Source organism: Pseudomonas sp. WS 5411 (assembly GCF_012985595.1).
In the GTDB taxonomy this organism is placed as follows: domain Bacteria; phylum Pseudomonadota; class Gammaproteobacteria; order Pseudomonadales; family Pseudomonadaceae; genus Aquipseudomonas; species Aquipseudomonas shahriarae.
Genome location: NZ_JAARMC010000010.1, coordinates 75,772 through 89,362, shown reverse-complemented (window position 1 = coordinate 89,362; position 13,591 = coordinate 75,772). Strand labels below are relative to the sequence as shown.

Below are 13,591 nucleotides of genomic sequence, written 5' to 3'. Positions count from 1 at the left end.
CCGCTGCCACACGGGATCTGGATCAGAAGGCGTAGGTAGCCCCCAGGCTGAGCACTTCGCCCTTGAGCTGGGCTTTGCCGTCCAGCGACGCCGCGCCAAGGCGATCAACGTTCTTGGTCTTGAGCTTGACGGTTTCTACAAACTGCCGTGAATAGGCACCGTCGATACTCAAGCCCGGAACCGCCCGGATGTTGTAGCCAAACCCCAGGGACGCAAATATCCGATCGCCATCAGGAATCCGCGGGTCACGGGTGGAGTTGGGGGTCGGGGTCTGGTCAAAGGCCACGCCGCTGCGCAGGGTGAAGTCATCGGTGAGTTTGTAGTCGCCGCCGAGGGCGTACATCCAGGTGTTCTTGTAGTTGTAGGGAATCGACACCAGGGTGCTGCCATCCGACTTCAAGGTCAGGGCCTTGAACGATGACCATTGGGTCCAGGTGGCACTCACGCCCAGGGTCAGGCGGTCGGAGAACTGGTGTACCCAATCCAGGGAGGCATTGGCCGGGATGTCCAGTTGGGCCGAGGCATTGGCGCCACCGGGATACAGATGCAGGCCTGGATAGGCCAGTTCGACCAGGGTCTTGCCATCCAGCACAGGGGTGGTCATGACATCTCTGGAGAGTGCATCGGCGTAGATATTGTATTTGCCCTCCAGCTTGTTCTTGATCTTGGCGTGGTAGTTCAGGCCCAAGGTATCCCGGGTGGTCGGCTTCCAAGCCATACCGGCAAACCAGCCCAGGGAAATGTTGTCGACTTTGACCCGCATCAATGCCAGGCCCTGGCCGGCGGGAAACGGCGTGTAGCCCAGGTCCGGCGACTGCGCAGCGGCGGCGTAGAGGTCAACGTTCTGGCTTACAAAGCCTGTGGTGTGCTGCAAAATCCCCCCGCCACCGATGGAGAACTGATCATTGACCTTGAACGACAGCGAACCGGTCAGGCCCACGGTTTCGATTTTGGTGTCTACCGCAAAGTCCCGGCCCTTCCAGTCCTCGTCCCACGTCGTGCGGGCCCCCATGGGCACCACCTGGCTCAGGCCAAAGGCAAAACGCTCGTTGATCGGGATAACCGTAAAGCCCGTCGGTGCCCAGGCTTCAAACCCACCCTGGCCACCGTCACCGGTGCGCGGCGTCGAGGTCGGCAGGCCGGTATCAGGATCAAGGACCGTAATGGATGCGGGATTGCCCGCGTAGTCATACGCCGAGCCTTTGTACTTGATGTCGATATTGGCGTAGTTGAGGGTGAACTGCGAAACGGGCCGGTCGATAAAGGCCATCGCCGCCGGGTTGTTGAAGGCCGCTGATGGGTCGTTCCTGAACAGCGAACCGCCACCGAACGCCCGGCCCCAGCCTGCGGTGTTGGCAGTCGGCGTCATGAACCCGCCGGCCTGGACCGGGCACGCCGCAACCGTCAGCCCACCCAACACTGCCAGGGCAAAGAATGCCAGGACCTGCTGTTTGTTGTGTTTCATGCACCACTCCGTCGTATCGTTACCCACCCCAGCAGGTGCCTCGAATAAGGCACCTGCCTTTCACGGGTGATCAGCCCTTTGCACTAGCAAGCGCGATGGCTCAAGGCGCCACGCTCAGGCTCGGGACCTTGACGGTCAGGGACTGGACGGCGCAGTTGCCGGAAAGCGGCTGGTTTTTACCGGTCAACGTGCGAGTCGCCTGGTTCCACTCGCCATTGAGGGTACCCGGGCCGCAGTTGGAGGAAGGGAACGCCACGGTCCAACCCACGTTTGAGACGGTGCCGCTACCGATGCCGGTGCTCGCGTTATAGCTGGTCGCGGTCAATACCCAACCCGGAGACGGAACGTTTTTCATCTTCGGCAGATTGCACAGGCCACCGCCAGTGAGCGTTGCCGAAGTGATGGTGGCTACGCCTGCGGATACATTGCCGCCGAAAGTGACGCCGCAGGTAATGGGAGCCCCGAAGGAAGATGGCGACGTTACAACAATCGTGCCTGCCTCAGTGGTAAATGGACCTTCCGGGATAATCGACACGGCGCTGGCCATGGAAGCCGCCCCGAACAACAGAGCAAACGAACTTACACGAACGAGGGCTTTCAAACCTTTCATTATTTTTCCTCACATGGATGGCGAACTATTTCGCCGGGGTAATGGCCATGAGCAAGAGTTCACATTGAAGCTGTGACACCCCCCTCTCTGACCAAATCTCAATTCAAATAACGGCATTAAATCGCTTATCAATCCAGGAACCTTTTTAAACTTATAAAACCCCGAGCAGCTCTGTTTTATTACCACTCGTTAGTTTCTGGCTTGCCGAACACTTACATAGGGCGCGCTGCATCTTTATTTAACGCCACATACACTCAGTAACGTCCCTAACCCCAAGGCAGACAAATTTCTGGCAATAAGCGTTTGTGAGCCCCATCGACTCCGAAAAAACCCACGACATTCAGATCAAGCAAGACGATGCTGGTACTGCTACACCCACTCCAGGAGCCCTGCCGGGTGGGCATTGGCGACAGGTCGATACTGCAAGACTTGATTAGCCCTTTGCCAACACCTTCCATAAAGAACATAGATACAGAGCAGTGCCGACATCAAACAAGGCCCCAAGCAAGTACGGAAACTTAAACTAGAAAATTGCGCCTAAAAACATTGCAGACAAGTCAATCGCCTCCACAAGAGCCTATATTTAGAAATTTCTTTTTAAAACTCGTATCAAATAATCTACCTGAAAAAATCACTTACGCCAGAGGGGCACCCTCCATTTACGAGAAGTCCTACGCAACAGCTTTATACTCGTAGGAAAGTCGAATAACTCGAACCACCGGCCAACTTCGGCGCAAGCGCCAGCGCACGGGAAGTCAAGGCTCAATATAGAGTGGAATTATTTGCAGGACTTATTTGTAGGATCAATGCAAGACGTGGCTATGCACCGGCCTCATCATTCATCTTGACTGCCCGCTCGCGAACAAATCGTTGCACCGCGTCGCCGGGCAACGCTTTGCTGAAATACCAGCCCTGGATAATCAACTCCGCCCCGGCGTGCCCCCTGCCCGACTGGAGGAAGGCCAACTGCTCAGCGGTTTCCACCCCTTCCACCACCACCCCCAGGTTCAGCGCCTCACAAAAGCGCAGCATGCCGGTCAAGACCTGCGCGCCCTTGGGGTCCTGCTGGGCCACCACAAAACTGCGGTCGATCTTGATGAAGTCCACCGGGAACTGGTGCAGGTAACTCAGCGCCGAAAACCCCGTGCCAAAGTCGTCGATATAGACCTTGGCACCAATGGCCTGCAGCTTCTGGATCATCTGCCGGGTCGCCTGGATATCGCTCACCAGCGCATCCTCGGTGATCTCCACCGACACATGGCCGTGGGCCAGGGAGAGGATGTCCACCAGTTGCCTGCCATAGGCGGGGTTCGTCAGGGTGGCGCTGGAGACATTAATGGTGATCGGTAGGGCAAAGCCGATTTTCTGCCACTTCTGGTACTGACGCACGGCCTGGGAGGCGACCCAGACGTCCACGTCCGGCATCAACCGGGCCTGGGCCAGCCACTGGAGGAACTCCCACGGCGAATGCACCTTGCCCTGGCTATCCCGCGCGCGCATCAGCGCTTCACAGCCGGTGCACAAACCCGTCAGGGAGGACACCTGGGGCTGGTACTCCAGGTAGAACTCGTAGTCGCTGATCTGCTGGATCCTGCTCAATGCACTGGCCTGGCGTGCCAGCGCCCGGTGCGCAGTCAGCACTGGGTCCAGTTCCAGCAGACGCCCTTTTTCTTCGAGCCCGCGAAAGGTCATGTCGAAAGACTTGAGGTAAACAGTACCGCCCTCCACCGCCTGCCGATGAATCGCGCGGACATAGGGCGCATAGACCAGTATCCCGACTCCCAGCAGCACCAGTTGCAGCGCCACCGCAGCCAGATCGCCCTGGGTACTCAGGTAGGCGTTGAGCAGCACCGGCGCGGTGAACGGCACACTGGCCACCGCTGGCGAGACCCAGCCGGCCTGCACCACCAGCAATGCCAGCACCGTATTGATCACCGGCACGGCTAAAAAAGGGATAAACAGGCGCGGATTGAGAATGATCGGCAAGCCAAACAGCAGCACTTCGCTGACGTTGAACAGCGACAGCGGCAGGCTGGCCACCGCCAGCAACCGCATGGACTGGCTTTTGGAAAACAGCAGAATCGCCAGCAACAGGCACAGGGAACCGCCAGCCCCGCCAATAAAGGCAAAGCACCCCAGCAGACCGCCATTCAACGCATACAGGACGGGCTCCCCCGCCGCCAATGCCGCGCCATTGAGTATCACGGCCTGGTCCAGGGCATCAAACAGCGGCTGGATCGCGTACACGCCATGGATGCCAAAAAACCACAGCAGCGAATTGATCGCCGTGACAAACACACCGGTGCCATAAGGGGACTGCAGCGTATCGAGCATCACCGGGCCCTGGAACTGCGCCACATGAGCAACCTGCAACAGCAACGACAACGTCACCACCAGTAGCAATGCGGTGATTGCTCCCGGTACCACCATGTTGATCGTACCCCTGAGGTTGTGTCCCACCAGGTCTGCGTTGACCAAGCGGGTCCAGCGGTAGCGATGCAGCCAGGCAATCACCGGGACATTGATCAACGGCGAGGCGATGGCAATAAACAGGACAAAGGTTGCCGACGCACGTGGATAGTCCCGCAGGACAAAGGAGGCAATGACCACGTGTGCCAGGCACAAAAACGCTACTGGCAACTGCGCTAAGCGGTGCTGGATTGCCAGCATATAGCCGATGGAAGCGGCCACCAGCAGCGGGATCACGGAACTGATCTTGGCATGCAGGCCGGCCAGGAATGCCACGACCGGCGATGGGAAGTCGAGAATGCGGGCGCATTCGGACAACAGCAGAAAACCCGCCGAGACCAGCAAGCATGGCAAGATCCATAACAGGCCTTCCCGGATGGCTCGCAGCGACTCCGTGCTTGCCAGGGCTGCCAGGCGTTGGGTGAAGAACAGCTTGAACAGCGTCTGCGCCATGACTATCTCCCTGCCCTCGGGCCATCACACCGGTCTTCAACGAGGGCTTAACGCTACACGGCCGGGCCCCGAAAATGAAAGGATTTTGCCGCGTTTGGCATCGATGCGTCGTCCTGGGATACCAGCAGACGTGCAGACAAGGGTGTAATTTCCTACGCTTTTTGAAACAATACCGTGCTTGAGGGCCTTGCTGCCCACGCGGGTACCGCAGGTTTTCGGAACCAACTGCCACCCGCTCATGTCATGAGCTGTACGGGTCTGTCGACCCGCAGGCCGGCATCGAATGACTCGATCCGCAGGCCACGTTTACACCCGCAGGCATCGGTACGCCGACTGACCCAGCGTTCTCAGGGAGATGTATTGAACATGCAACGCAGGCTTACAAATCGTGCGCGACCTCTGGTTTTCACCGTAGGGCTTTGGTTGTGTGGGGTCGCTGTACTGTTTTTGATCAAGGCCGCCGTTGAAGCCGTCGAAGGGCCTATCAGCAAAACCTGGATCGACTTGACCCTGGTGCTGACCGCCTACCTGTTTTTTTTCTTGTTGGATCCACTGCAACAGTGGACAGCCAATCGGCTGCGTAAACGTGCCCGACGCAAAAGCCGTTACGAACAAGCCTCGTCCTGAGGTCGCGCAACCTGTATTTGCGGAGCCCCCCCTTGTCTGAACCTGGCGAAAACCTTCAGCTTGCCCTGGATATATTCCTGAGCCAGCACCCCGATCTGCGCACCGAACTGGACACGCTGAACCCCTTGGCAGCCCAGGCCAAGCGGGAAACCATGGCGCAATACCGGGCCGAGCGCCTGCATGAGGCCTTTGAGGCCGAGGCAGAAGCCCGCAACCTGTTTGCCTGGGAACTGACACTGCAACTGATCAGCCAGTCGCCACAGGAGTTCGAGGCCAAGCGCCTGGAGGTTCACAAGGAAGTGGCCCAGATGGCGGGACTGGAGTGGGCTGAGTATTGTCAGCTGCATGGTCTGGCAGACAGTTCACCTTAACGGGCAGCGAACCAGCGGCCCACCACCGAATGTTCACACTGCATGGCCACCTGCAACTCGTCGAGGGTGATGGTTCGCCGCTGCGGGTCGCCATTGAGCGCTATTTTCAGTGCCGGCCAGCAACGCCGGGGCAGTTGTCGCGGAGGCGCCAGTCGCGCGCCTTGTGTACTACGCCTGCCCAGCGCCAGGTCATACACCAGACACGCTGCACCATAGACCTCGCTACTGGCTGACAGGGGTGCGCCGTCCAGCAGTTCCGGGGCGGCATAGGCCGGTGTCCAGGCAGTGAAGCGCTGTGGGTTCAAGGCCGGCAGCCCGGACAGCGGCGGCGCAAGCTGCGATGCCGTAGCAGTCGGGTGTGTCACACCATCGCCAACGGATGCTTGCGGATTGGTGCGCCGAATACCCGGTCGATGGCATCCAGGTCATGCTCGTCAAGAACCAGCCTGGCCGCCGCCGCGTTGAGGCGCACGTGTTCAGGGCTCACGGCTTTGGGGATGGCGATAACGCGGTCCTGCCGCAGTACCCATGCCAGGGCCACTTGAGCCGGTGTGGCCTCGTGTCGACGGGCAATCTGCTTGAGGGTGGGGCTGCTCAGCAGGTCTCCTCCCTGGGCGATCGGGCAGTACGCCATCAACGGCAGGTTGTGTTGTTGCCACCAGGGCAGCAGGTCGAACTCAATACCACGCTGTTCGATGTTGTAGAGCACCTGATTGGTGGCGCAGGCGGGTGATGCCAGCTCCTGAAGATCCGATACGTCGAAGTTGGACACGCCCCAGCGCCCGATCTTGCCGGCATCGCGCAGCCGCTCAAAGGCGTCAACCGTTTCTGCAAGAGGGTATTGCCCGCGCCAGTGCAGCAGATACAAGTCGATGTGATCGGTGCCCAGGCGCTTGAGGCTGGCTTCGCAGGCCCGTGGGACCCCGGTTTTACTGGCGTTGTGCGGGTAGACCTTGCTGACCAGGAACACCTGGTCCCGGCGCCCCTGGATCGCCTCCCCGACCACTTCTTCCGCACCGCCTTCGCCGTACATCTCGGCGGTGTCGATCAGGGTCATGCCCTCGTCGATACCCAATTGCAGGGCAGCGACTTCCGCTGTTCGCCGTGCAGAATCTTCCCCCATACGCCAAGTGCCTTGGCCGATGACCGGAACCGGGGTACCCGCCAGATCAATGGTGCGCATGCCAACCTCCAGATAAGTGTGCGTTGCCATCATGTGGCACTGCCCGCGCCACAGGGTTCAATGCAAATCCACGGCCACGCGCCGGCCCTCAGCCCACGCTGCGAAACGCACTGGGACTGAGCCCCGTCCAGCGCTTGAACGCCCGGCGAAAGCTACGTACGTCACTGTAGCCGACCTCTTGGGTAATACGCTCGATGGACAGCCCGGGGTTGCCCAGCAAACCCATGGTCCGGGCACGACGCACCTGTTCCAGCAAGGCTTCGAACGTCAGCCCGTGGTCGGTCAGGCGCCGACGCAGGGTGCGCCCGCTCATGTTCAGGTCACTGGCGACCTTCTCCAATTGACTGCCCTGCAAGTCGCGGGAAATAGCGCGCTCCACCGCCTGGATCAGGTCCATTTTGCGGTGCAGCTGGGCACTTTCCAGTTCCAGCAGGCCAAGGGCCTGGCGCAATGCCAGGGCATGGTGATTGGGCAATTGCACGTCAAGCCAGCGGGCCTCAAGCACCATGCGGTTGTGCAGACAGCCAAAACGCACATCATCACCGAACAAGCGCTGGTACTCGGCGGCATACACCGGCGGCGCATGCATGAACTCCATGCGCAACGGCTTGAATTCGCTGCCCACCAGGGTCCGACCGTAGACCATGAGGCTGGCAAAGAACTCTTCGGCGGCAAAAACCTGGACGTCGGCATAGGGCAGCAGGCATTCGACCTCGACCATGACCTCCAGCGCGCCTTCAAGGGTGCGCGAGGTGGCGATGCCGCCGGAGGTGTGCTGGTGCCGTTCGCCCACGGCAAAGGCATCGCGCAGGGTCTTGCACAACGAAATGACATGCCCCAGCAAACCCAGGGTGCCCAGCACATTCTGATTGCCGACACGCAGGCCCAGCCCCTGCTCAGGCATGACCTTGAGGGCCCGCTGGATCATCGCCACGGCCTGGCGGTAGGAAATGCGCAGCGCCGGGTCGTCCAGGTCCGCCAGGGTAAACCCCAGGCCACGGCAAAGATGCTCGGCATTGGCGCCCTTTTGCGCCACAACCTGCCCCAGGGTTTGCAGGAGAAAGGGCGAGACCAGGGCCAATTCGTAATGTGGATCAACGGTTTTGCTGTGCATGGATCTGCGATTCCCGACTGTATGCCCGGCTATTGTTTTAGAAACATCCTGACAATCATAGGTGCTTGCAAGGCTCGCCGCACTCTGAATGAACGCTGTCCGGCAAAGCCCCCTTATGTGGCCGCCAATACCCTGCCCACTAGGGCGCCAAGGGCTTATTTGTATGGGCCAGGCCCCGGTGAGGGCCGACCTTCCAACAATAATAATGAGCCCTGACATGAATCCGACCCGTGCGCTTGCCCCCCTGCCCTTTGCCCTGGCGCTTATCAGCATCAGCCTGCCGACCCTGGCCACCGAGGGCGGCGTAGACAATATCGGCCCTGGTACCGACGGCTTTTACATCCTGCCCCTGGATGTCGATCACCTGCCGGACCACATGTTCGCTTTCAACCTTTACTACAACCACTATGAAGCGACGAAACTGGACATCAGTTCCCTGGGGGGCAAAGTGCCGCAGGTGAAGATCCGCTCGGACGCGATCATCCCGCGCCTGGACTACCTGAGCCCGTTGCGGGTGTTTGGCGGGCGGTTGGGCGGCTACATCGCGCAGCCGTACCTCAAGCAACAAGTGGCGCTGTTCGGCATGTCTGACCAGCGCGAAAGCATGGGTGACACCACCATCGCGCCGATAATCCTGTGGGACCTGGGCAAAAACCTGACCCTGGGTGCCGCCGTGGAAATCACCGTGCCTACCGGTGAGTACGATGCTTTCCGCCTGGCCAATACCAGCAACAATTTCTACACCTATAAGCCCCTGGTGTCGGTGACATGGCTGCCTGACGAGCGCACTGAGCTGTCGATCAAGACCACCTACAGTTTCAACAAGGAAAACCACGCCACGGACTACCGTTCCGGGCAGATTTTCCACTTCGACTACTCGGCCAGCTACAAGGTGACCGACAACCTGAGCCTGGGTATCAATGGCTACTATCTCAAGCAGACGACTGACGATAAGCAGTACGGGCGCACTGTCACCAATATCTACGGCGAAGATGTCGACGATGGGGTGCGGGGCCAGGTGTTTGCGGTGGGGCCGGCGGTGTACTTCACCTTTCTCAAGTACGCCAGTGCGGAGATTCGTTGGGCCAAGGAGTTTGATGTAGAGAACCGGCCGGAAGGCGATATGTTGTGGGCCAAGCTGACGATTCCGTTTGCGTTGTAGGATCCGCCTGAAGCGAGGGGGCTTGCCACAACAAGCCCCCCTTGCCACAGGCCAGTTCCTGCGCAGGAGTGCGTCATTTCAACCGCTGTAAACCGGCCAATTGTCGACAATTTTACCGCCGCGCACCGCCAGCAGATCGCCAAACTGCAAGAGCACCGATTCAGTCTGGGTCGGGCGCATGAACACCTGATCGTCGATGTTCAAGCCAACCCCCGGCGAGCCATTGACCATCTCCTGATTGGAGCTGCGGCCATACAAGCCATTACTTTGCAGCCCCGAGGGCGACTCGAACTCGGCCATCCAGTTGCCACCATAGATAAAAAACGTCGCGCGCTGGTTGCGATCCCACCAGGACAACAACCGGGATTTATCATCCAGCGCCGGGATGTTGACCGCGCCGGTGCTTTTGAGCACTGGCGTGGCAATGTAGGCCGCCGGGACGTGCTCGCTGAGGGATGGCAAATCATAGTGCGTTGGCTTGAGCATGGCGGTGCCCACAGAAACTTCACTGCTCAGTTGCTCCTGCTCATGCATCCCATAGCTGGGGCTGCCAGCGGTGTTGAGCGTCAGGCCGGCATGCCACAGCCCTGCAAACTGCTGGCGGGTGAAGTCGACAAAGCCGTTGTAGCGCTGCATGACCTTGTCGAACAACGTCTGGGGCGAGCCAAGGATGCCCGGCACGCCCATGCCGACAAACGGGTCATAGCCCATGAAGCCGGCAAATTCCAGGTGCCTGGGGTGTGCACTGATCAACCCCAGCATCTGCCCCAGCACCGTGTTATCGCTGATACCGCCGCGGTGCAGGCCCACATCCAGTTCGATATTGATCCGCAGCCGTGTGCCCAGGCCCTGGGCCAGCGCCAGGTATTGTTGCAGGCGCTGTGGCGTATCCAGCAGCCACTGCAATTGCCGGGCGGGGTCGAAGGGCCCCTGATGGCCTTGATAGAACAGCTCGGCAGAACGCACCGGCAACGGCTTGCCCAGCAGGATATCGGCGTCGGGAAACACCTGGGCGTCATGGTTGAGAAAGGGTTGGTGAAACGACATCAGGCGCTGGGTGCCGGCGCGCTTGGCAATGTAGGCCAACAGGCCCGGCGCAGGCAGGGATTTTTCCACCAGCCGTAGGTGTTTACCTCCGCGCTGCACCGACTGCATGACGATGTCGATATTGTGATCCAGGCGATCCAGGTCAATCAGCAGCACCGGACGCATCGGCCCATGGGCTTTGAGCTGCTGGTTCAACTGGCGAAAATATTCGCTGTAGGGCGAGCCCCGGTCAGCCGGACGCAGCAGCGCCGCGCCCGCCACCAGCAACGCACCGGCGCCGAGGGTGCCGACCATGAAGTGTCTGCGGTTCATCAGGCTACTCCCAGGATTGATGACAGGTGTGCATTAAGGAATTTGCCGCCGGGGTCCAGGGCCTGGCGCACCCGCGCGAACTCGTTCCAACGCGGATACAGGGCCTGCAGGGCGCGGGCATTGAGGGTATGCAATTTGCCCCAGTGCGGCCGGCCGGCGTATTTCCAGAAGATGGGCTCGATCGCGGCAAAAAAGTTGTGATGGTCCATGGTGTAGTGCTGGTGCACCGAGATCGAACAGCTGTCGCGGCCTTCAAACATGCTCAAGGGAATATCGTCAGCCTTGACGTAGCGGTACTCGATGGGAAACCAGGTGCGCAGGTCTTTTTCGCGGATCAGCTTGAGGATTTCCCGCAGGCAGGCCGGACCGTGTTCGGCGGGCACCGAATACTCCATCTCGTTGAACCGCACATTGCGCACGTTGGCGTAGACCTCGAACGATTCAGCCACACGGTCCTGGAAACTGGCGAAATAGCGCAGGCTGTTCAGCAGCGTGCGGCGGGTTGCGGGGAAGTCGCTGGCATATTTGTCGAGGTTCTCGATAATCGACACAAACTCATTGCCGCCCGCCTCTGCCGGGTCGATTGGCGGGGTTGGCGCGTCGGTGGTTTCGTTGAGGGCGATGGACAGCGCGTAGTCGGAATGTGTCACCACCAGCATCTCCCAATGCTGGTTCTCGCGGGTGTTGTTCGCCACATCCTCCAACAGCTCTTCGGTCGGCGCTATCCATTGGCGCTCACGCAGACGGTAAGGGGTGCGGTTTTGCATGCGCACGCGGGTGGTCACGCCGAGCGCGCCCAGCGACACCCGTGCGGCGTTGAACAACTCGCGCTCACGCCCGGCGTCGCAGTCCAGCACCTCGCCGTCGGCCGTCACCAGTTGCAGGCCGGTGACACCGGCTGAGTACGAGGTAAACCCAACCCCGGTGCCATGGGTCGAGGTGGAAATGGCGCCGGCCAGGGTCTGATAGTCGATGTCCGCCATGTTCGGCAGGGCCTGGCCGACAGCCTTGAGCGCCGGCCCCATGCGTGACATGGGCGTGCCGGCGGCGAAGGTGGCTTGCAGACTGCTGGCATCGTGCTCGAGCAAGCCATTGAAAAAACTCAGTGACAGTAATGTGCCATCTGTCGGTACCAGGGCACTGAATGAATGGCCCGAGCCCACCGGGCGGATCTTGCCCGGTGCCTGGCGAATGATCTGCACCAACTCCCCCAGGTCCTTGGGCGCCAGCCGCTCAAGGGGCAGGCAGCTTTGGGCGCCCGACCAATTGCGCCAGGGGATCAAGCGCGGCGCCCGGGCCAATTGGGCCAGCGCCGGGTTACTGCTGATTGCCAGAAATGCGCCGGCCACCGCCGAGCGCTGCAACAGTTGCCTGCGTGAAAGCACCATTACCTACCCCATTGTTGTTATTGGATATGAACACCGGCCATAAAACTGATCAGCCCCAGGAACTGGTCCTCGGAACACTGCATGCACAGGCCCATCGGCGGCATGCCGTTGTAGCCGTTGAGGGTGTGGTCCAGCAGGGTGTCCGCGCCCAGGGCAACACGCGGGCTCCAGGCCTGGCTGTCGCCGGTCAACGGCGCGCCGGAGGCAGGGTTGGCGTGACACAGTTTGCAACTGGTGTCGTAGAGCTGGGCCAGCGCCGGGTCGGCAGGCATGGCGTTGCTTGCCGTGGCAGGCTGCGGGGGATGTTGCGGTTTGTCGTCACAGGCGGCCAGCAGGCCAAGCAAGGCCAGCAGCAAACCCATGCGGCGGGAGGTCGTAGACCACATAGCCAGCCTCTCTTTTTTAGTATGAACAGCTGGGTTCACACTAAGTCAGGGACGGCGCGGCGTTGAGGGTATTGGGGGACACAAAGGGGGGCTTGGGCGGACAGGGTCGGGCGACCGGCGCTCCATTACAGAACGCCGGCGCCCGCAATAGCCGGCTTAGAAAGCCAGACCGACCTTGAAGCCGTACTCATCGCGCTTGAGCTTGGTGTTATCGGCCACTTCGGAGTCCGCGTCGAGCTTGTACTCGGTACGGGTGTAGTACAGGCCCGCCATCACCGGCAGGTCGCCGTTCTGGTTCATCAGCAAGCTGACTTCGGCGTAGGGATTGGTGCGGTCCTTGAGGTCCACGGTGTCGCTGCCAATGCCGTCAACCTTGAGCTTGGCGCGGCCGTCAATGGTATGGCGGGCGCCCACTTCGACGCGCATGGTCATGCTGTCGAACTGATGGTTGTAACCCACCGCCGCCTTGGCAAACGGCGACTTGTTGGTGAGTTTCATGTCGTAGTCGCCAGAGTCCGGCTCATAACGGGTCCAGCTGTAGCCACCGCCGACCAGCACGTCGACAAAGTTGCGCGCATCCAGCGCGGCGCGCCAGCCCAGGTCGAGGTCGGCCTGGCCCTCCTTGAGTTTGTTGTCGCTTTTCTTGCCAAACTTGGCGTCCACGCCGGCCTGATAGATAAAGCCGGATTCGGCAGTCAGCTTGTTGCCAAAGTTATAGAACAGGCCGGCTTCCGGCATATGGTCCTTGTCGCTTTCGCTACCGCCTTCAAGCTTGAAGTCGTTGTAGCTGCCGAGGATACCGAAGGTGGAAATCGGATCGGTGGACGGCGCAGCGAATACCATCGCCGGTGCGGCAACCAGGGCCAGGACCGAGGAGTTCTTGAGGATTTTTCCGAATAGTTTGGACATCGTTTTACATCTCCTTTTTTAGGTGGGCAAATTATTCAAGAAACGGTTCGAACCCCCTGTTTTGCAAAAGGTTCGATTTAATTTGCCTTGGAGTT

At 60.0% G+C, this 13,591-nt stretch carries 13 protein-coding genes; 3 read left to right on the top strand and 10 right to left on the bottom strand.

Annotation, left to right across the window (positions count from 1 at the left end):
- Positions 1-22: 22 nt before the first annotated feature.
- The 3 genes from HBR93_RS15805 to HBR93_RS15795 form a co-directional block, all read right to left on the bottom strand.
- The gene (locus HBR93_RS15805) at positions 23-1,465 is read right to left on the bottom strand and encodes an outer membrane protein transport protein (protein WP_169960659.1); all 1,443 of its coding nucleotides are present in this window, start codon (positions 1,463-1,465) and stop codon (positions 23-25) included.
- A 100-nt stretch (positions 1,466-1,565) separates the two neighbouring features.
- Positions 1,566-2,075, bottom strand: coding sequence for an alkane oxidation protein activator PraB (praB, locus tag HBR93_RS15800; protein WP_169960658.1), 510 nt, complete (start codon positions 2,073-2,075; stop codon positions 1,566-1,568).
- 819 nt (positions 2,076-2,894) lie between these two features.
- A complete protein-coding gene (locus HBR93_RS15795) occupies positions 2,895-4,997 on the bottom strand; it encodes an EAL domain-containing protein (protein WP_169960657.1) in 2,103 nt (700 codons plus the stop codon).
- 447 nt (positions 4,998-5,444) lie between these two features.
- Between HBR93_RS15795 and HBR93_RS15790 the strand changes: the two genes are divergently transcribed.
- Positions 5,445-5,624: a hypothetical protein gene (locus HBR93_RS15790; protein WP_232544788.1), complete on the top strand. Its 180-nt coding sequence runs from the start codon at positions 5,445-5,447 to the stop codon at positions 5,622-5,624.
- Positions 5,625-5,656: 32 nt separating this feature from the next.
- Positions 5,657-5,995 (top strand): DUF6388 family protein, encoded by a 339-nt coding sequence (locus tag HBR93_RS15785; RefSeq protein WP_057959356.1) that lies wholly within the window; start codon positions 5,657-5,659, stop codon positions 5,993-5,995.
- Here HBR93_RS15785 and HBR93_RS15780 read toward each other — a convergent pair.
- From HBR93_RS15780 to HBR93_RS15770, 3 genes are all read right to left on the bottom strand, one after another.
- Positions 5,992-6,360: a hypothetical protein gene (locus tag HBR93_RS15780; RefSeq protein WP_169960656.1), complete on the bottom strand. Its 369-nt coding sequence runs from the start codon at positions 6,358-6,360 to the stop codon at positions 5,992-5,994. The two genes, HBR93_RS15785 and HBR93_RS15780, sit on opposite strands and share 4 nt — an antisense overlap.
- The gene (locus HBR93_RS15775) at positions 6,357-7,178 is read right to left on the bottom strand and encodes an aldo/keto reductase (protein WP_057436903.1); all 822 of its coding nucleotides are present in this window, start codon (positions 7,176-7,178) and stop codon (positions 6,357-6,359) included. Before HBR93_RS15775 ends, HBR93_RS15780 begins: the two co-directional genes overlap by 4 nt.
- Before the next feature lie 88 nt (positions 7,179-7,266).
- Positions 7,267-8,292, bottom strand: a complete 1,026-nt coding sequence (locus tag HBR93_RS15770) for an AraC family transcriptional regulator (protein WP_169960655.1) — start codon at positions 8,290-8,292, stop codon at positions 7,267-7,269.
- 217 nt (positions 8,293-8,509) lie between these two features.
- Here HBR93_RS15770 and HBR93_RS15765 point away from each other — a divergent pair, with 217 nt between their 5' ends.
- Positions 8,510-9,454 (top strand): transporter, encoded by a 945-nt coding sequence (locus HBR93_RS15765; RefSeq protein WP_169960654.1) that lies wholly within the window; start codon positions 8,510-8,512, stop codon positions 9,452-9,454.
- A gap of 78 nt (positions 9,455-9,532) precedes the next feature.
- On the opposite strand, the gene HBR93_RS15760 is transcribed toward HBR93_RS15765, so the two are convergent.
- The 4 genes from HBR93_RS15760 to HBR93_RS15745 form a co-directional block, all read right to left on the bottom strand.
- The gene (locus HBR93_RS15760) at positions 9,533-10,744 is read right to left on the bottom strand and encodes a DSD1 family PLP-dependent enzyme (protein ID WP_169960699.1); all 1,212 of its coding nucleotides are present in this window, start codon (positions 10,742-10,744) and stop codon (positions 9,533-9,535) included.
- 68 nt (positions 10,745-10,812) lie between these two features.
- Positions 10,813-12,141 carry a D-arabinono-1,4-lactone oxidase gene (locus tag HBR93_RS15755; protein WP_169960698.1) on the bottom strand — a complete coding sequence of 443 codons (1,329 nt, stop codon included), beginning with the start codon at positions 12,139-12,141 and terminating at the stop codon, positions 10,813-10,815.
- 77 nt (positions 12,142-12,218) lie between these two features.
- Entirely contained in the window at positions 12,219-12,587 is a 369-nt protein-coding gene (locus tag HBR93_RS15750) for a c-type cytochrome (RefSeq protein WP_115128364.1), read from the bottom strand.
- 156 nt (positions 12,588-12,743) lie between these two features.
- Positions 12,744-13,496, bottom strand: a complete 753-nt coding sequence (locus HBR93_RS15745; RefSeq protein ID WP_057436922.1) for an outer membrane beta-barrel protein — start codon at positions 13,494-13,496, stop codon at positions 12,744-12,746.
- Positions 13,497-13,591 lie beyond the last annotated feature (95 nt).

Excerpts from the sequence above, each read along its gene's own strand:
- HBR93_RS15805 (WP_169960659.1), bottom strand. The coding sequence starts at position 1,465 with ATGAAACACAACAAACAGCAGGTCCTGGCATTCTTTGCCCTGGCAGTG.
- praB (WP_169960658.1), bottom strand. The coding sequence starts at position 2,075 with ATGAAAGGTTTGAAAGCCCTCGTTCGTGTAAGTTCGTTTGCTCTGTTG.
- HBR93_RS15795 (WP_169960657.1), bottom strand. The coding sequence starts at position 4,997 with ATGGCGCAGACGCTGTTCAAGCTGTTCTTCACCCAACGCCTGGCAGCC.
- HBR93_RS15775 (WP_057436903.1), bottom strand. The coding sequence starts at position 7,178 with ATGCGCACCATTGATCTGGCGGGTACCCCGGTTCCGGTCATCGGCCAA.
- HBR93_RS15770 (WP_169960655.1), bottom strand. The coding sequence starts at position 8,292 with ATGCACAGCAAAACCGTTGATCCACATTACGAATTGGCCCTGGTCTCG.
- HBR93_RS15765 (WP_169960654.1), top strand. The coding sequence starts at position 8,510 with ATGAATCCGACCCGTGCGCTTGCCCCCCTGCCCTTTGCCCTGGCGCTT.
- HBR93_RS15750 (WP_115128364.1), bottom strand. The coding sequence starts at position 12,587 with ATGTGGTCTACGACCTCCCGCCGCATGGGTTTGCTGCTGGCCTTGCTT.
- HBR93_RS15745 (WP_057436922.1), bottom strand. The coding sequence starts at position 13,496 with ATGTCCAAACTATTCGGAAAAATCCTCAAGAACTCCTCGGTCCTGGCC.